14 protein-coding genes are annotated in these 16,160 nt (G+C 73.2%); 5 read left to right on the plus strand and 9 right to left on the minus strand.

Features of this window, described 5'->3' with window-relative positions; genetic code table 11:
• Positions 1-17 precede the first annotated feature (17 nt).
• Both Vau01_RS19400 and Vau01_RS19405 read right to left on the minus strand, forming a co-directional pair.
• The gene (locus Vau01_RS19400; protein WP_203994664.1) at positions 18-428 is read right to left on the minus strand and encodes a DUF4190 domain-containing protein; all 411 of its coding nucleotides are present in this window, start codon (positions 426-428) and stop codon (positions 18-20) included.
• Complete coding sequence (locus Vau01_RS19405) at positions 421-1,794, minus strand: MFS transporter (RefSeq protein ID WP_203995218.1); 1,374 nt, start codon at positions 1,792-1,794, stop codon at positions 421-423. Before Vau01_RS19405 ends, Vau01_RS19400 begins: the two co-directional genes overlap by 8 nt.
• Before the next feature lie 70 nt (positions 1,795-1,864).
• Here Vau01_RS19405 and Vau01_RS19410 point away from each other — a divergent pair, with 70 nt between their 5' ends.
• Positions 1,865-2,875: a sigma-70 family RNA polymerase sigma factor gene (locus tag Vau01_RS19410; RefSeq protein WP_239151705.1), complete on the plus strand. Its 1,011-nt coding sequence runs from the start codon at positions 1,865-1,867 to the stop codon at positions 2,873-2,875.
• On the opposite strand, the gene Vau01_RS19415 is transcribed toward Vau01_RS19410, so the two are convergent.
• On the minus strand, positions 2,859-3,629 hold the full coding sequence (locus Vau01_RS19415) for an alpha/beta fold hydrolase (protein ID WP_203994670.1): 771 nt from the start codon (positions 3,627-3,629) through the stop codon (positions 2,859-2,861). The two genes, Vau01_RS19410 and Vau01_RS19415, sit on opposite strands and share 17 nt — an antisense overlap.
• Before the next feature lie 40 nt (positions 3,630-3,669).
• On the opposite strand from Vau01_RS19415, the gene Vau01_RS19420 reads away from it, so the two are divergent.
• On the plus strand, positions 3,670-4,407 hold the full coding sequence (locus Vau01_RS19420) for a winged helix-turn-helix transcriptional regulator (RefSeq protein WP_239151706.1): 738 nt from the start codon (positions 3,670-3,672) through the stop codon (positions 4,405-4,407).
• Positions 4,408-5,086: 679 nt separating this feature from the next.
• Here Vau01_RS19420 and Vau01_RS64645 read toward each other — a convergent pair.
• Genes Vau01_RS64645 through Vau01_RS19440 form a run of 4 tightly spaced genes read right to left on the minus strand, consistent with a single transcriptional unit; the run spans position 5,087 to position 11,036 of the window.
• On the minus strand, positions 5,087-7,396 hold the full coding sequence (locus tag Vau01_RS64645; RefSeq protein ID WP_203994673.1) for a hypothetical protein: 2,310 nt from the start codon (positions 7,394-7,396) through the stop codon (positions 5,087-5,089).
• The gene (locus Vau01_RS19430) at positions 7,396-9,183 is read right to left on the minus strand and encodes an AAA family ATPase (RefSeq protein ID WP_203994680.1); all 1,788 of its coding nucleotides are present in this window, start codon (positions 9,181-9,183) and stop codon (positions 7,396-7,398) included. The genes Vau01_RS64645 and Vau01_RS19430 overlap by 1 nt, the downstream gene beginning before the upstream one ends.
• The gene (locus tag Vau01_RS19435) at positions 9,183-10,601 is read right to left on the minus strand and encodes a DUF2201 family putative metallopeptidase (RefSeq protein ID WP_203994682.1); all 1,419 of its coding nucleotides are present in this window, start codon (positions 10,599-10,601) and stop codon (positions 9,183-9,185) included. The genes Vau01_RS19430 and Vau01_RS19435 overlap by 1 nt, the downstream gene beginning before the upstream one ends.
• Positions 10,602-10,613: 12 nt before the next feature.
• Positions 10,614-11,036 (minus strand): SRPBCC family protein, encoded by a 423-nt coding sequence (locus Vau01_RS19440; protein ID WP_203994684.1) that lies wholly within the window; start codon positions 11,034-11,036, stop codon positions 10,614-10,616.
• 59 nt (positions 11,037-11,095) lie between these two features.
• On the opposite strand from Vau01_RS19440, the gene Vau01_RS19445 reads away from it, so the two are divergent.
• Positions 11,096-12,043 (plus strand): MDR family NADP-dependent oxidoreductase, encoded by a 948-nt coding sequence (locus tag Vau01_RS19445; RefSeq protein WP_203994687.1) that lies wholly within the window; start codon positions 11,096-11,098, stop codon positions 12,041-12,043.
• A 5-nt stretch (positions 12,044-12,048) separates the two neighbouring features.
• Positions 12,049-12,402 carry a MerR family transcriptional regulator gene (locus Vau01_RS19450; RefSeq protein ID WP_203994690.1) on the plus strand — a complete coding sequence of 118 codons (354 nt, stop codon included), beginning with the start codon at positions 12,049-12,051 and terminating at the stop codon, positions 12,400-12,402.
• A gap of 12 nt (positions 12,403-12,414) precedes the next feature.
• On the opposite strand, the gene Vau01_RS19455 is transcribed toward Vau01_RS19450, so the two are convergent.
• On the minus strand, positions 12,415-13,281 hold the full coding sequence (locus Vau01_RS19455) for a LysR family transcriptional regulator (RefSeq protein ID WP_203994692.1): 867 nt from the start codon (positions 13,279-13,281) through the stop codon (positions 12,415-12,417).
• 83 nt (positions 13,282-13,364) lie between these two features.
• On the opposite strand from Vau01_RS19455, the gene Vau01_RS19460 reads away from it, so the two are divergent.
• Positions 13,365-14,699: an MFS transporter gene (locus Vau01_RS19460; protein ID WP_239151707.1), complete on the plus strand. Its 1,335-nt coding sequence runs from the start codon at positions 13,365-13,367 to the stop codon at positions 14,697-14,699.
• On the opposite strand, the gene Vau01_RS19465 is transcribed toward Vau01_RS19460, so the two are convergent.
• Positions 14,686-16,122, minus strand: coding sequence for a glycine hydroxymethyltransferase (locus Vau01_RS19465; RefSeq protein ID WP_203994695.1), 1,437 nt, complete (start codon positions 16,120-16,122; stop codon positions 14,686-14,688). The two genes, Vau01_RS19460 and Vau01_RS19465, sit on opposite strands and share 14 nt — an antisense overlap.
• Positions 16,123-16,160: the final 38 nt, after the last annotated feature.

Consider the following 16,160-nt stretch of genomic DNA (forward strand, 5'->3'; position numbering starts at 1 on the left):
TTGACGGCGTGCGGGTGTCAGACGACCAGGGACACCGTGATCGGAACGACGATGGCCAGCGTCCAGGCGATCGACGCCACCAGGCCGGTGACGGCCATCCCCATGCCGGTGCCGCCGTTCGCGCGGATCTGCCGGATCGCCACGCTCGCGAGCCAGGCACCGACCACCGGCCCACCGGCCAGCCCGACCACGAGCGCCGCGATGGCGAAACCGTTGACCCCGGGCTGACGCGGCGGCGCCGGGGCAAGCGGTTGCGGCGGCCACTGCTGTGCCGGCCGGTGCTGTGCTGTCCACTGCTGTGCCGGCCCCTGCTGTGCCGGCCGGTGCTGCGGCGCCGGCGAGTCCGGTGGCGCCCACGGCACCGGTGGTCGGGGCGGCACCGGAACCGACGCCGGTGGCGGAACGGACGAGCGGATCGCCTCAGCCATGACCCGGCACGGTAACAGCCACCGGCGCCGGCCGTGGGATCGCCAGGCTGGCGGCCGTCGCCGCGGCCGCGAGCACCGCCGCCACCGCGAACGCCGGTGCCATCCCGTCGGCGAAGGCCGCCGCCGACCCGTACCCGCCGGCCGACGTGAACGCCGCACCCGTCACCGCCACGCCGAGCGCGCCGCCCAACTGGCGCACCGTGCTGAACGTCGCCGACGCCTTCGCCATGTCGACCGGCGCGACCCGGCTGATCACCGCGCGGGTCATCGCCGGGACCGCCAGCGAGATGCCCAGGCCGGCCAGTGCCACCGGACCGACCGTTTGGACGTACGGCACGCCGGGGGAGGCGACCGCCGCGATCCAGGCCATCGCCACGGCCATGGTGGCGGACCCGGTGACGATCAGGACCCGCTCGCCCACCCGGTCGGCCAGCGCGCCGGCCCGGGGGCCGACCAGCAGCGGGACCAGGCCGAGCGGCAGCAGCCGCAGGCCGGCGGCGAACGGGCCGTCGCCGCCGGCGGTCTGGAAGAACTGCGCGAGGAAGAAGACCGCGCCGGTCAGGGCCGCGTTGAGCAGCAGGATCGCGGCGTTACCGGCCGCGAAGTGACGCGACCGGAACAGCCGCAGTGGCAGCATCGGCGCTGATGCGCGTCCACTCTCGACCGCGACGAACGCGATCGCCGCGACCACCCCGCCTGCGAACGGGAGCAGCGCCGCCCACCCGCCACGGACCAGCGCCCACACGACGCCGAACGACGCGGCCGCGGCCAGCGCGATGCCGGGAAGGTCGAGCGGGGCCCGGGCGCCCGTGCTCTCCGGCAGGCGGGTGAGCACCAGCGGGATCGCCAGCAGCCCGATCGGGACGTTCACCCAGAAGATCCACTCCCAGTCCAGCCCCTGGGTCACCGCGCCGCCGACGAGCGGACCGACGGCGGCCGCGAGCCCGGTGACCCCGCCCCACACACCGAGCGCCCAGCCCCGCCGCTCCGGCGGGAACGCCGTGTTGAGCATCGCCAGCGCCAGCGGCATGAGGACGGCCGCGCCGGCGCCCTGCAGCGTCCGGGCGGCGATCAGCGCACCGATCGACGGGGCGAGCGCGCACGCGGCGGACGCCACCGAGAACAGGCCGAGCCCGACGGCGAACATCCGGCGGCGGCCGTAGCGGTCACCGAGGGCGGCGCCGGTGAGCAGCAGCACGGCGAAGCTGAGGGTGTAGGCGTTCACCGTCCATTCGAGGTCGGCGAGGGAGGCGCCGAGGTCGCGGCGGATCGTGCTCAGCGCCGTCGCCACCACCAGCATGTCCAGGATCACCACGAACGACGCGACCGAGCAGAGCCCGAGCGCCCACTTCTGCGATTTCGTCACCCCGGTGTCGACACTGTCGCGCCCGGAAACTGGGCGCCGTGGTGTCAGAATCTCTGTGACCATTGCATGCGTGACCGATCAGCTCCTCCCGCGCGCCCGGGCCGGTGACGGCGCGGCGTTCGGGGAGCTGGTGGAGCCGTTCCGGCGCGAGCTGCACGTCCACTGCTACCGCATTTTGGGCTCGCTGCAGGACGCGGAGGACGTGCTGCAGGAGACGCTCGTCGCGGCCTGGCGCGGCCTGGCCGGGTTCGACGGCCGGTCGTCGCTGCGCACCTGGCTGTACCGGATCGCGACGAACCGGTGCCTGAACGCGGTGCGCGACGCCAAGCGCCGTCCGGCCCAGTTGTTCCCGCCCGGCATCGAGCCGCCACCGCCCACCCGCACGGTCGACCCGCTGTGGCTCGACCCGTACCCGGACGCCCTGCTGGCCGCCCTGCCCGACACCGCGCCGGGTCCGGAGGCCCGCTACGAGCGGCACGAGGCGGTCTCGCTCGCGTTCCTCACCGCCGTGCAGGTGCTGCCGCCCCGCCAGCGGGCCGTCCTGGTGCTGCGCGACGTGCTCGGCTACCGGGCGGCGGAGGTCGCCGAGCTGCTCGACACGACGGTCGAGTCGGTCACGAGCGCGTTGAAGCGGGCCCGCGCGGCGCTGCCGTCAGCGGCATCGCCGTCAGCGCCGGGCCATCCGGCGGTTCCGGCCGTCGAGCGCGGGCTTGCCGACCGCTTCGCGGTCGCGGTGGAGGACGGTGACGTGGACGCGATGGTCGCCCTTCTCACCGACGACGCCTGGCTGACGATGCCGCCGGCACCGATCGAGTACCAGGGCCACGCCGCGATCGCCGGCTTCATGCGTCACATCGGTTTCCGTGACGGCAACCGCCGGTACCGCCTGCTATCGACCCGGGCCAACGGCCAGCCCGCGTTCGGCGCCTACATCAGCGACGGCGGCGAGCCGACGTTCCGGGCGCACGGCATCATGGTGCTCACCGTGGCGGGTGACCGGTTGAGCGCGGTGACCCGCTTCGTGTCCGACGGCGTCCTGCCGCACTTCGGCCTGCCCGGGGAGCTCAGCTCGGCGCGGTGAGCGCGTCGGCCAGCTCCGCGGGACGGCTCAACGCGACGAGGTGACCACCCGGCAGCACACGCGGTGTGACGCCGAGCCGCTCCCGCGCCACCCGGGCCTGGAACCCGGCCGGGAAGAACCGGTCCTCGCGCGCGACCAGCACCTCGGTCGGCACGTCGGGCCACGCGGCGAGCGGCCACGGCTCCCCGAACGGCGCGCCCGACTGCGCCGGGTCGCCGGCCGCCATCGCCTCCGTGACCACGTCGTCCGGGACGTCGTGGAAGAAGTAGACCAGCGGATCGAACGGCCCGTCGGGGTCGCGCCCCTCGTCGACGTCGCACGCCCGGCGGGCCTCCTCCTGCCCGGTGTTCACCCACCAGGCACCGCCGGTCTCGCCGGGCGCGGGGATCATCGCGTTGAGCAGCACGATCCGCGCCGCGCCCAGCCGGGTGCCGACCATCGGTGCCGTGAGCCCACCCATCGACTGCCCCACGACGACGAGATCCCCGGCGGCGGCGCCGGCTCCGCCGTTCGCGGCGCGTGTTCCGCCGTTCGCGGCGCTGCCCGCGGTTCGGGGCGCCTCCTGAGCCGCCCAGCCCGCTTCCTCCGCGGCCCGCACGGCGGCAGCGGTGTACTCCGCCAGGCCGGCGCTGTCGTCGGCGGCCGGCAGGTCGACGGCGATCGCCTCGTGGCCACGCCGGCGCAGTTCGGGAACCAGCCGGTGCCAGTACCAGGCGGCGCCACCCGCACCGGGGATCAGCAGGAAGGTCGTCATGGTGCGAAGTTAGCACCATGCGGTGCTAAAGTTGTACCCCGTGGCGCGAACCTACGACGACCCGTGCGGCCTGGCCCGCGCGCTCGACCTCATCGGCGAACGCTGGGCGCTGCTCGTCGTCCGCGAGTTGCTGCTGGGTCCGAAACGCTTCTCCGACCTGCGGCGCGGGCTGCCCGGCGCCAGCCAGAGCATGCTCACGTCGCGCCTTGCCGACCTCGAGGCCGCCGGTGTGCTGCGCCGCCGGCACCTCTGGCCGCCGGTGGGCACCTCGGTGTACGAGTTGACCGACCAGGGGCGGGACCTCGAGCCGGCCCTGGTGCGGCTGGCCGCGTGGGGCAGCCGGAGCGCGCTCACGTCGTCGGCGGAACTGAGCGTCGACGCGCTTGCCCTCGCGCTGAAGACCACCTTCGACGCGGGCGCCGCCGCCGGCCTCGACCTCCGGTGCCAGCTCCACCTCGACGGTGACGGCCTGCTCGTGACCGTCCACGATGGACAGTTGGACGTCACCCGCGGCCGCGACGACGACGCCGACCTCGCGATCGAGACCACCGCGGCCGGGTTCCGCGCCCTGATCTTCGCCGGCACGACCCTCGACGACGCCGACGCCACCTTCCACGGCGACCGCGACGGGATCGCCCGCGTCCTCGGGCTTTTCCCCCGCCCGACCGTGGGGCCGACCGTGGGGCCGACCGTGGGGCCGACCGTGGGGCCGACCGTGGGGCCGAACGGAGGGCATGCGCGATCGCGTGTGGATGAACCGGTGGATAACTCGGCTTAACCTGGGGGTAACACGAGAGAGTCTGTGGACAACCAAAGAATCTCTCGGCTACCCCTTGCGGCGGTGTGTGGTTCGGCGGTAGAAATCTCGCACGCCACCAGAGACGGTCACCGGATTCGGCGGAACCCCCTCGGGAAACCGGGAGGAGACCTGAGAATCGGCGGGCATCAGAATCGTGAGAGCGCGCAAGCGCAGGAACCTTTGTGCTGTCCGCAAGTGGAGACAACCTGGCGAGTCGCCCCCGGGAAAGGCGCCTTCTGGGGAGGCCAACGTCGTGTGCACCGATGTTTGCCCAGACCCGCCTCACAATCAACGATGGCGTGTTCCGTGGAACTGACGGGCCGAGCAATCGGACTGCTCTCGCGGATCGGCTGAACGACCTGCGCTCGCGGACTGGGAGACCAGACCGTCGAACGGCGAGCTGAGAAATCGGATCGTTGCGAGACGGCTTGGGATGCCAGACCTGCTGAGAGCGGATCGCGAGGTTGAGATGCTGAGGGCGGGCTGAGCGATCGAGCCGCCGGACCCGCAGAACTTTAGAGGCCCTTCCGTCTCATACACGGAAGGGCCTCTTCCCTGTCTCCAGACCGAGGTCTTCACAACGAGCCGAGTATCACGCACCGGCCCGGCCGACGGCTGACGACACGCCGAACACCAGGTGAAAGCGCGGCGGCGCGGATCAGCCGACGGCCGCCGCGGCGGTGGACAACAATTCGGTGACACTGCCCTCGAAGCCCGACAGCATCTGGATCGCCAGCACCCATGCCTCCGGGTGTCCGTCGACGGTGGAGCCCACGATCGTCCGCAGCACCCGCAGGCCGTCCTCCGCCACGGCGGACGGAGCCGAACCGAAGACGGCCAGTGCCCACGTCGCACGCGTGTACGTGAAGAGGTCCGGCCAGCCGATCCGGCCGTCGCCCAGCAGCTCGGCGGCCAGCCGCTGGTGGCCGAAACCCAGCAGGGGCAGCAGTTCGGACACGGGCCGGCCCCGGCTCAGATCCTGCTCCAGCCAGCTGCCGTGCCGCGCCCGGAACCACGGCGGGCACCCCGGCCGGTCGCTCAGGGACAGCAGCACCCGGTCGGGAAGCGGCCCGGTGACGCGCTCGTCGGCGATGGCCGCCCAGTGCCAGTCGTGGCTCTCGCGCAGGCGGGCCTGCGTCAGGTTGCGCAGGATTTCGAGCTGTGCCGGCAGCGACTCGCCCCACATCACCTCGTCGGAAAGCCGTTGGAGAGCCTCGGGTTCGGGCTCGGCGAGCAGGCGCCGCACGCGCGTGGCCACCCGGGCGGACAGGAACCGGCCCTTCAACGTGGCCGGCCCGTCGGTGGCGGCGAGCAGCTTCTCGACCGCCGGCTGCCCGTGCCGGCGCCAGATGTTCAGCACCAGCCGCAGTTGCGGGGTCCGGCCGTAGATCACCCGGTGCCGCAGGATGTGCAGTTGCAGTTCGTGGTCGGCGCAGTCGATCGCGTCGCGGGAGTGGTACGGCGACCCGCCGCTGCCGCCGCTGTAGCCCATCAGGTGCTCGCGCAGCGCCGGGTCGAGCGGAACGGGTTCGATGCGGCCGGGCGTGAACGGCCGCTGCGACAGGATGCGGGCGCGCAGGTTCATCGGGATGTCGTCGGCCCGGAACAGCTGCCCGTTGACCGCCGGGTCGTCGCAGGCGGCCAGCCGCTCGATGACCGCGGGGGCGAGGTCGCGCCGGCACGACAGCGACCGGCGCAGGGCCGGGTTCGCGCTGCCGACCGCGGCGTCGACCCACTCGTCGCGCCACCGGCCGTGGGCGAGCAGGTCGTGGATCGTGCGGTCGTCGAGGTGGTCGAACAGGGCCAGGTGCGCGGCGACCGGAGCGGCGTCGAGGAGGACGAGGAACGCCGCCCGGGTGCCGCTCACACCCTTGCGGGCCTGGAGGTCGGGCAGCGGACGGGCGTCGGGCCACGCCGTGGGCGCGGCGCCGGAGGTGACGTCGTTGAGCAGGTCCACGGTGGACCCCCGGTGGCTCCGCAGCCGGCCACGCACCGCCGTCCACCGGGCGACGTCGGTTCCCAGCCGGTCGGCCACCTGCCACGGCAGTTCGTCGAGGACCACGCGGCACCGGTACGCCGCGTCGAGCACCGCGGCCGCCGGCGTCGCCCGCAGCAGGTCACCGGCCGGCAGCCCGGCGCGGACCGCGCGTTCGGCCCGGTGGCGCGCGGCCGCCGCCGGGGTCTTCGGCGGGAACGGCGTCGCGATCAGGCGCGGGGTGGGGTGCGCGACCTCCGCGACCGCGACCGGATGCGCGGCGATCAGCGCCGCCACGAGGTGCTCCGGGCAGCCCGGATGGCCGGCCACCGCGGCGGCCGCCGCCGGACCGAACGGCTCCGCGCGGTGGGCCGCCAGGATCCGCTCCCAGTCGAGGTCGGTGCGCCAGCCCAGCTGTTCCGGGCACGGTCGCGTGCGCAGTTCCTCGATGGCGCCGGCCGTTCCCTCCGCGTCCGCGACCGGACCCGGGTCGCCGGGCGAGACGCAGAACTCGGCCCGCAGCCGTTCGGCCCGGGTCAGCTCCGCGCCGGCGTGCTCCAGGACGTGCCGTGCCAGCTCGGGGAACGGGCTGACCACGGCGGCCCGCAGGCGGCCGACCTCGGTGCAGTCGAGCATCTTCCCGACGGTTCCGGTCCACGCCGGATCGCCGGGCCGGGCCGCGGCGAACACCGCGCGCCGGTCGCGCAGCGGCCAACCGTACGGGCCGCGGTCGGGGGCCTGGAACGCCACCACGGCGTTGCCGCTCGCGGCCAGCCGCTCGCGCAGCGCGGTGGTCATGCGGTGCTCCTGGTCGCACACGGCGACGATCAGCTCGTCGCGCCCGGACGCCAGGATCGCGTCGACGAGTTCGACCGGCAGCGTCGGCGCGCTGCTCCGCACGGTCCACCGCAGGTCGTTCCCCAGCGCCGAGACCTGGCGGTCCCACGACTGCGGCCCGGCCCCGCGCAGCAGCCACGCCAATGCGTCGAGCATCAGGCGTCCGCCCGCAGCCGCGCCATCCGCGCGACCGCCTCGACCCAGACCTTCTGTTTCTCCGGCGCCTGGCCGACCAGGTAGGTGGCCCGCAGCTTCGGCGGCAGGTACCGCAGCAGGCGCGCCACCACGTCGAGGTGTTCCCGGAGCTGCGAGGCCTCGGCGTTGGCGAGGATCTGGTGGACCAGGTCGGAGTCGCCGGTGCCCTCGCTGTTGTTCCCGACGGCCGCGCGGAGGCGCTTCTCCCACAGCTCGATCTCCGCGGCGAGGTCACGCAGGCCGGTGGACCGGCCCCCGGCCAGCCGCGCCTCCAGCCCGACCAGCGGCACCGGCGCGAACTCGCCGTCGCCGAGGTAGATCAGCGCCGACTGCAGCGGCAGGTCGTGACGGTGCAGCTTGATCATCCGTTCCAGGGTGCGCTTGCTGACCCAGGCCCGGCCCTCGTCGTCGATGTCGTTCTTCCACCACTCCAGGACGACCTCGGCGGTGGACCCGTAGGTGTCGATCAGCCACTGGTTGGCGGGGATGTCGTCGGGCGCGACCTCGTAGCTGACCGTGAACCGGCTGGCCTGCGCCAGGTTGTTGCTCGCCACGAGGAGCTTGCGACCGAGGTGGTACGGCGGGTTCTGCAGCGCCACCTGCGCGCGCAGGTTCTCGATGCGCCGCCCGGCCAGCGTCCACTCCTGGGTGACCTCCATGAGCTTCGCGAACGTGGACTTGTCCTTCGGCCGGTTGTACTCGTCCCACACGAGGACCTTCGGCTCGTGGCCGAGCAGGCTCCGGGTGAGCAGGGAGCTCAGCGTGCCGTCGGACCTCGGTACCGGGACGCACAGGTCTTCGACGTTGGTGACGGGCAGCGAGAAGTACACCGGGTTCCGCCCGGTCTCCTCGCGGACCACGTGCCGGGTGATCTCGGTCTTGCCGCAGCCGGGCGGACCCTGGAGCAGCACCGCCCACCGGCGCCGGATCGCCGCGCGCAGGATACGGCGCACCGGGTCGGCGACGCTGTCGGGGTTGGGCACGCCGAGCGCCGTCGCGAACTCGCCGAGGATGTGGTCGGTGCGGTCGGGACCGGGTGACCCGTCGGAGCGCTGCTCGGCGAGCACCAGCCGGGAGCCGTTGACCAGCGGCAGCCCCCACTTCAGCGGGAAGCCCTCGACGGCGCAGTCGATGACGTGCTGCACCGTGCGCGGTGACAGCAGCCGCCGCAGGTGCGGGCTCAACCGCGCCCAGGCATGGAACAGGCCGGACAGGTCGCGGCTCGGATAGCGCTCGGACAGGTGCCGCCGCCACGACGTGTCGTTGGCACCGATGCGGATCGTGGCCATCCGGTCGAGCACGGCCAGGTCGTTGCGCCGGGCACCGACCTCGGACGCCGACTCGTTGTCGGTGAGGAAGACGCCCACGCAGCCGAGTTCGCGCAGATCGTGCTCGCCGAGCGTCCAGTTGCAGGCGACCTGCATGAGCTGGGACTGGATCGTGTCGCCGGCCTGCAGCGAGTCGTCGATGACGAGCACGAACCGTTTTCCTGGCCGCAGCTGGTCCATGATCAGCTGTTGCAGTGCGAGCTCGCCGGTGCGGGGGTCGCGCACGGGCGCGTTGACGAGCAGGTCGTCGGGCGTGAGGTTCGCCGCGGGCACCAGCACCACGGCGAGATCCGGATATCTCTCCGGGATGTAGCTGAGGAACGTCGAGGTCTTGCCGATGCCGTGGTCGCCGAAGATCTGCCCGGTCTGGCCGGCGGCGATCATGCCGTCGATGAATTTCTCCAGAACGGAGGCCTCCATCAACGCTCACCGGTGTGGACGCGGTGGCAGGCCATCGGCGGATCGGCCTGCTCCGGCCACGTGACGCCGCCGTCGGTGATCAGCCAGATCCAGCTCTCCGGATCGCGCGGCTTCACGTGCGGGGCGTAGCCGTCGGTGACCATGATGACGGCGTCGGGCCGGCCCTCGATGTGCTTCCCGTCGACCGCCAGCCGCCCCTCGGCGTAGTCGACGACGTTCTGGAAGTTGGTTCCGCCGCCGCCCAGCACCCGCTCGCCGGGTGCGAACGGCATGACCTCGCCGTCGAAGCTCACCCACTGCGCGGCGACGCCGTCGGTCTGCCCGACCAGCGTGGTGAGCCACTCGACCACCGCGTCGGGCATCGACCCGGACGTGTCCATCGCCACCAGCACGACCTTCTCCCGCTCCATTCCCCGCCGCAGCAGCATCGGTTCGTGCCCCAGGGACAGCAGCACCGCACCGAGCTTCTTCGGATAGACCAGCCGTTCCCCGTCGCGGAGCCGGGACGCCAGCACGTCGACCAGCCACCGCTTCCACCAGTCGACCCGGCGGGTCTTCTGCGTCTCGCCGCGCAGCGCCGACAGACCGAGCGATCCCCACATCTTCGAACGCTGGCCGTCGATCCCGCCGGACCGGGCGGCGAGGTCGAGCAGTTCCTGCCGGGCCCGCGCGTTGCCCGCGTGCGCCTGGCGGGCCACGTCGCTCAGGATCCGCTCGACGATCCGGGCCACCGTCTCGTCGTCGAGCGGCAGGTCGACCAGCGGCGTCCCGTGCCCTCCGCCGCCGGATCCCAGGCACAGCAACAGGTGCAGGCACGGCACCCGGCGCACGATCGGCTCGGCCATCCGCCGCAGTTCGGTGTAGACGCCGAAGTCGGTCTCGACGAACTCGTCGTAGGGGAGCGGCTCGAGCCCCTGCTCGACGAGGTCGGCGCGGTACTTCTCGTGCACCTCGCGCGGATCGACACCGATCGGCTCGCCGTCGCGCACCGGCAGCGACGGGACGCCCAACCGCGCCAACGCCACGTGGTTGACGCTGACCTCGATGGCGATGGCGAACACCGGATCGGACCGCAGGGCGGCCTCGGTGTGCAGGTGCCGCTGGATGAGGTGCCGCGCCTCGTGGAACAGCACGAACTTCACGCCGTCGAGCCCGATGGCGACGAAGAACTCCGGGTTGAACAGCAACGCGCACACGCCGTCGCCCGTCGCGGTGACCGCCGCGGTGTCGATCGCGGTGGTGGCGATGTGGTGGTGACACTTCGTGTACAGCCACGAACCGATGACGCTGTTGCCCACCCCGAAGTCGAGCAGCGCGGCCTCCTTGAGCCGCACCGCTTCCGCGGTGGTTTCGTCGCCGGCGTCGTTGAGCGCGTGCAGCCGCCGACGGTCACCCAGATCGACGACCAGTGAAGTCACGACGGGAATCTATCAACGGGGTGCGACAGTTCCTCCGCCCGCTTCGAGGGCCTGCCGCATCTCGACGATGCCGCGTTCGACCCGGGCCCGCACCGCGGGCGCCTGGTCGTGCGGAAGGACATCGGTAACCCACACCAGGCGGCACCGGTTGCCTTCCGGCACCACCTCGAACGCGGCGTGGTGGTAGGTCAGCGGCAGCCGCTGCCCGTCGACCACCGTGTACGCCATCCGGCGCAGGTCGTGGTCGACGGCCAGGATCAGCTCACCGATCCGCCACCCGTCGGGCATCGTCAGGATCCGCGTGTCGCCGTCGATGCGGGCGTCGGCGACCCGGCCGGGCAGCAGCCGACGGTGCACCGCGCCCACGTCGGCGACCGCGTCCCACACCTCGTCGGCGGAGCGGTCGACGACCGTCTCGACCCGGACCGTTGCCACCGCCGCACCCTACCCGTACTTGACCTTGACGCATGCGGCAACCTCTAGCGTCCGCGTCCATGCGAACGACACGGGTACACCTCGCCCGCCGCCCGGTGGGCGCGCCGGCACCGACCGACTTCGAGACGCGCACCGCGGAGCTGCCGGCCCTGGAACCGGGGCAGGTGCTGGTGGCGAACCGGTACATGGCCCTGGGCGCGGTGATGCGCACCATGCTCGCCGGCGGCACCGCGTCACTGCCCGGCTTCGAACCGGGAGAACCGCTGTTCGCCCGGACGCTCGGCACGGTGCTCGCCTCCGCCGCCCCGCGCGTCGCCGCGGGTGCCGACGTGGTGCACATGGCCGGCTGGTCGACCCACGCCGTCGTCGACGCCGACCGCTGCCGACCGGTGCCCGACGGCGACCCGATGCGGCACCTGTCCAGCGGCGTCACGGCGTACGTCGGGTTGCGGCTGGCCGGCGTGCGGGCCGGCGACACCGTCTACGTGTCCAGCGCCGCCGGCGCGGTCGGTTCGGCGGCCGGGATCCTGGCCCGGACGCTCGGCGCGGGACGGGTCGTCGGCGGCACCCGCAGCGCCTGGAAGACGTCCGAACTCGTGGACCGGCTCGGCTACGACGCCGCCGTCGACTACGCGTCCGGCGACGTCGAAGCGGCGCTGGCAGCGTGCGCGCCGGACGGCATCGACGTCTACTTCGACAACGTCGGCGGAGACCACCTGGCGACCGTCGTCGGGCTCCTCAACGACGGCGGCCGGGTCGCGCTGTGCGGAACGCTCGCCGACCGGCCGGGCCCGCGGCTCGACCTGCCGGCCGTCATCGGCAAGGGTCTGACGCTGCGGGGATTCCGCGCGTCGGCCCACCCGGACCTGCACGACGGCTATCCGGCGCCCGACCTGCCGCACGTCGTCGTCGACGGCCTCGACGCCGCGCCGGGCGCCCTGCTCGACCTGTTCGCCGGCCGGTACGTCGGCACGGTGCTGGTGCGGCTGGACGGTGGTACACAGTAGAACCCATGCGGATCGGCGAGTTGGCGACGGCGGCGGGCACGACCACCCGGGCCCTGCGGCACTACGAGCACGAGGGTCTGCTCACCAGCGGGCGCAACCCGAACGGCTACCGGGTGTACGGCGAGCACGCGGTGGTGCGGGTGCGCAACATCCGGGAACTGCTCGCCACCGGGTTCACGATCGCCGACGTCCGCGCGTTCCTCGCCTACCTCGACCGCGACCTCCCGCCGCGCTTCGGTGCCGGCGACGGCAACACCTGCGCGACCGCGATGGCCGTCGCCCGCCAACGGCTCGCCGACCTGCGTCACCGCATCGACACGCTCACCGCCCTGCACGACCGCCTCGCCGACCGCCTGTAACCGCCCGGAAAGTCAGGCCGACGCCGCGTAGAGCAACTCGCGGATGCCGGGCTCGCGGTCCGCGCGCCACACCAGTCGCAGGGTGAGGTCCGGCGTCTCCAGGCGGAGCCGGGTCAGCGTGCCGGCCGTCACCTGGTCGGTCACCGCGAACTCCGGGAGCAGCGCGACCCCGAGGCCCCGCTCGGCCCACGCCCGCATCACCGCCACGCTGCCCGCCCGCACCCGCTCGACGTCGGCGCCCAACAGTCGCTCACCGGCCAGGTGGAACGAGCATGCCGGCACGTTCACGAGCAGCTTCTCGCCGGCCAGCGCCGCGCGGGTCACCGGTGCCGGGCCGTCCAACCGGTGGCCGGGCGCGGCCACCAGCGCCAGCGGCACCGGTTGCAGGTCGACGAAGTCGAGTGGCGCCGGCGGCACCGGGAAACCGAGTTCGCCCAGGCGGTCGCCGGAGTCCAGCAGCAGCGCGGCGTCCAGGTCGCCGGCCGCGACGGCCGCGAGCAACTGGTCGCGGGCCGCGTCGGAGCGGACGTCGACGGTCAGCCCGGGACGCCGCTCCGCGAGCCGCTCCAGCACCGCCGGCACGTGCGTGGCCGCGATCGTCTCCAGCGCACCCAGTCGCAGCACCGGACCGGCGACGTCGCGCCGGGCCTGCTCGGCCTGCTCCAGCAGCCGCCGCGCCCACCCGCGCAGCCGCACCCCTTCGGGCGTCAGCCGCATGCCGCGGGCGCCGCGCTCGAACAGCGCCACGCCGAGCGACTTCTCCAGCGTCCGGATCTGCTCCGACACCGACGACGGCGCCATGCCCAGGGCGACCGCGGCATCCGTCACCGTTCCGTGCGCGACGACCGTTTCGAAGGTGCGCAACTGCCGCAGTTCCATGTGGACTCCGTTCGGATCTTCCGAACCCAGCGTACGGCCGGGCCGGTGGAACCCTCACCGCATCGGCGCGAGGCTTCGACCTCGTGAAACCGTTGACCGGCATCTCCCTCGGCTACTTCATGGTCCTGCTGGACATGACCGTCCTGTCCGTCGCCGAACCCGACCTCGCCCGCTCGCTGCACGCGTCGCTCGCCGGGCTGCAGTGGGTCGTCACCGCGTACACGGTCGCGTTCGCGGCGCTGCTGCTCGGTGCCGGCGCGGTCGCCGACCGCTACGGCGCCCACCAGGTGTTCCGGGCCGGCGTCGCCGGGTTCGGCCTCGGGTCGCTGCTGTGCGCGCTCGCTCCCGACATCTGGACGCTGGTCGCGCTGCGCGCGCTGCTGGGCGCCGCCGCGGCCGCCGTCGTGCCGGCGTCGATGGCGATGATCACGCGGCTCTTTCCGCGGCCGGCCGACCGGGCCCGTGCGGTGGCGGTCTGGGCCGCGACCAGCGGCGCGGCGCTCGCGGCCGGCCCGGTCGTCGGCGGCGTGCTGGTCGACGCTGCCGGCTGGCGGGCGATCTTCCTGGTCAACGGCCCGCTGGCCGCCGTCGTGCTCGTTCTGGTCGCGGGCCGTTCGGTCCGCTGCCCCACCGGCTTCAGAAAGATCGATTGGACGACGCAGCTGACCGCCGTCGCCGCGCTGGCCCTGCTCACGGACGCCCTGATCGCGCTCGGCGCCGGTGCCCCCGCGCACGCCGCCACGGCGGCGGTGGCGTTCGTCGCCGCGGCGACGCTGTTCGCGGTGCGGGAACGGCGCAGCGCGGCGCCGGTGCTCGTCCGCACCACTCCCGATCTCCGGACGGCGCTGCTCGCCGGCGCGGCCGTGAACTTCGCGATGTCCGGCGTGCTGTTCGTGCTGCCGCTGCTCCTGACCGCCCGGCTGAGCCCGGTCGCGACCGGCCTCGCCTTCCTACCGATGACGGTGCCGTTCGCCGTCAACCCCCTGCTCACCGGGCGGCTCGTCGCCCGCGTCGGCCCCCGGCCACCGGTGCTCGCCGGCCTTGCCCTGCTGACCGTCGCCGGCCTGGTGCTCGGTGCGGCCGTCGCCACCGACGCCGGCTACCCGGTGCTGGTCGTCGGCCTGGTCGGGACCGGGTTCGGGGTGTCGCTGGCGCTGCCGGCGCTGGTGACGCTGGTGGTCACCACCGCACCCGCGGGCACGGCCGGCGCGGCGGGCGGCCTGCTCAACGCGGTGCGGCAGGTCGGTGCCACCGTCGGCGTCGCCGTGACCGGTGGATTCGTGACCGGTGGATTCGGGACCGGTCGCGGTGACGCCGCTCTGGTGCTGTGCGCGGTGGTCTGCGCCGCCGCCGGGCTGGGCGTCGCCCGTCGTCGAACGGCCGACACCTCTCGGCGCGAGGGGGTCAGTCGAGGGTGACGTCGGGGTAGAGGGGGAACGGGGCCAGGAGCTCGGTGGCCTGCTTGCTGATCCGGTCGGCCAGGGCCGGGTCCAGCGTGAACTTGGCCTTCGAGCCCGCGGCCGGTGTGGTGGCCGCGAGCACGGTGTGGATCAGGTCGGCGATCTGGTCCATCTCGGCGGCGCCGAGGCCGCGGCTGGTCAGCGCCGGCGTGCCGACCCGGATGCCGGACGTGTACCAGGCGCCGTTCGGGTCCTGCGGGATCGCGTTGCGGTTGGTGACCACGCCGCTCTGCAGCAGCGCCTGCTCGGCCTGGCGGCCGGTGAGCCCGAACCCGTCGTTCACGTCGAGCAGCACCAGGTGGTTGTCGGTGCCGCCGGACACCACCCGCACCCCGCGCTTCACCAGGCCCTCGGCGAGTGCCTGGCTGTTGGTGACGATCTGCTGCGCGTAGGTGGCGAACTCGGGGCGGCGGGCCTCGGCGAACGCGACCGCCTTGGCGGCCATCACGTGGCTGAGCGGGCCGCCGAGCACCATCGGGCAGCCGCGGTCGACCTGGTCGGACAGTTCGGGCTGGGCGAGCACCGCGCCGCCACGCGGACCGCGCAGGCTCTTGTGCGTGGTGGTGGTGACGATGTGCGCGTGCGGCACCGGGTCGAAGTCGCCGGTGAACACCTTGCCCGCGACCAGCCCGGCGAAGTGCGCCATGTCGACCATGAACGTGGCGCCGACCTCGTCGGCGATCTCGCGCATGGTCGCGAAGTTCACCTTCCGGGGGTACGCCGAGTAGCCACCGACGATCACCAACGGCTTGAACTCGCGCGCGGTCTCCCGCAGCGCCGCGTAGTCGATCAGGCCGGTCGCCCGGTCGACGCCGTAGCTGCGCTGGTCGAACATCTTGCCGGAGATGTTGGGCCGGAAGCCGTGGGTGAGGTGGCCGCCCGCGTCGAGCGACATTCCGAGCATCCGCTGGTTGCCGAACGCGGCCCGCAGCTCCGCCCACTCGGCGTCGGACAAGTCGTTGACCTGGCGCTTGGAGAACTTCTTCAGGTGCGGCACCTCGACCCGGTCGGCCAGGATCGCCCAGTACGCGACCAGGTTCGCGTCGATGCCCGAGTGCGGCTGCACGTACGCGTACGGCGCCCCGAACAGGGCCTTCGCGTGCTCGACCGCGACCGCCTCGACGGTGTCGACGTTCTGGCAGCCGGCGTAGAAGCGGCGGCCGATCGTGCCCTCGGCGTACTTGTCCGACAGCCAGTTGCCCATCGCGAGCAGCACCGCCGGTGAGGCGTAGTTCTCGCTGGCGATGAGCTTGAGCGACTCGCGCTGGTCGCGCAGCTCCTGCGCGATCGCGTCGGCGATGCGCGGCTCGACGGAGCGCACCACGTCGAGGGCGGCACTGAAGGCAGCGGAGGCGGTGGAGGCGGTGGTTTCGGCGTTCACTGTTCACTCCCAGGTAGGGGCCGTCGGTCATCGTACGC

Origin of the sequence: Virgisporangium aurantiacum (assembly GCF_016863635.1) — a bacterium.
GTDB lineage: Bacteria > Actinomycetota > Actinomycetes > Mycobacteriales > Micromonosporaceae > Virgisporangium > Virgisporangium aurantiacum.

Excerpts from the sequence above, each read along its gene's own strand:
- Vau01_RS64645 (WP_203994673.1), bottom strand. The coding sequence starts at position 7,396 with ATGCTCGACGCATTGGCGTGGCTGCTGCGCGGGGCCGGGCCGCAGTCG.
- Vau01_RS19430 (WP_203994680.1), bottom strand. The coding sequence starts at position 9,183 with ATGGAGGCCTCCGTTCTGGAGAAATTCATCGACGGCATGATCGCCGCC.
- Vau01_RS19450 (WP_203994690.1), top strand. The coding sequence starts at position 12,049 with ATGCGGATCGGCGAGTTGGCGACGGCGGCGGGCACGACCACCCGGGCC.
- Vau01_RS19415 (WP_203994670.1), bottom strand. The coding sequence starts at position 3,629 with ATGACGACCTTCCTGCTGATCCCCGGTGCGGGTGGCGCCGCCTGGTAC.
- Vau01_RS19400 (WP_203994664.1), bottom strand. The coding sequence starts at position 428 with ATGGCTGAGGCGATCCGCTCGTCCGTTCCGCCACCGGCGTCGGTTCCG.
- Vau01_RS19455 (WP_203994692.1), bottom strand. The coding sequence starts at position 13,281 with ATGGAACTGCGGCAGTTGCGCACCTTCGAAACGGTCGTCGCGCACGGA.
- Vau01_RS19445 (WP_203994687.1), top strand. The coding sequence starts at position 11,096 with ATGCGAACGACACGGGTACACCTCGCCCGCCGCCCGGTGGGCGCGCCG.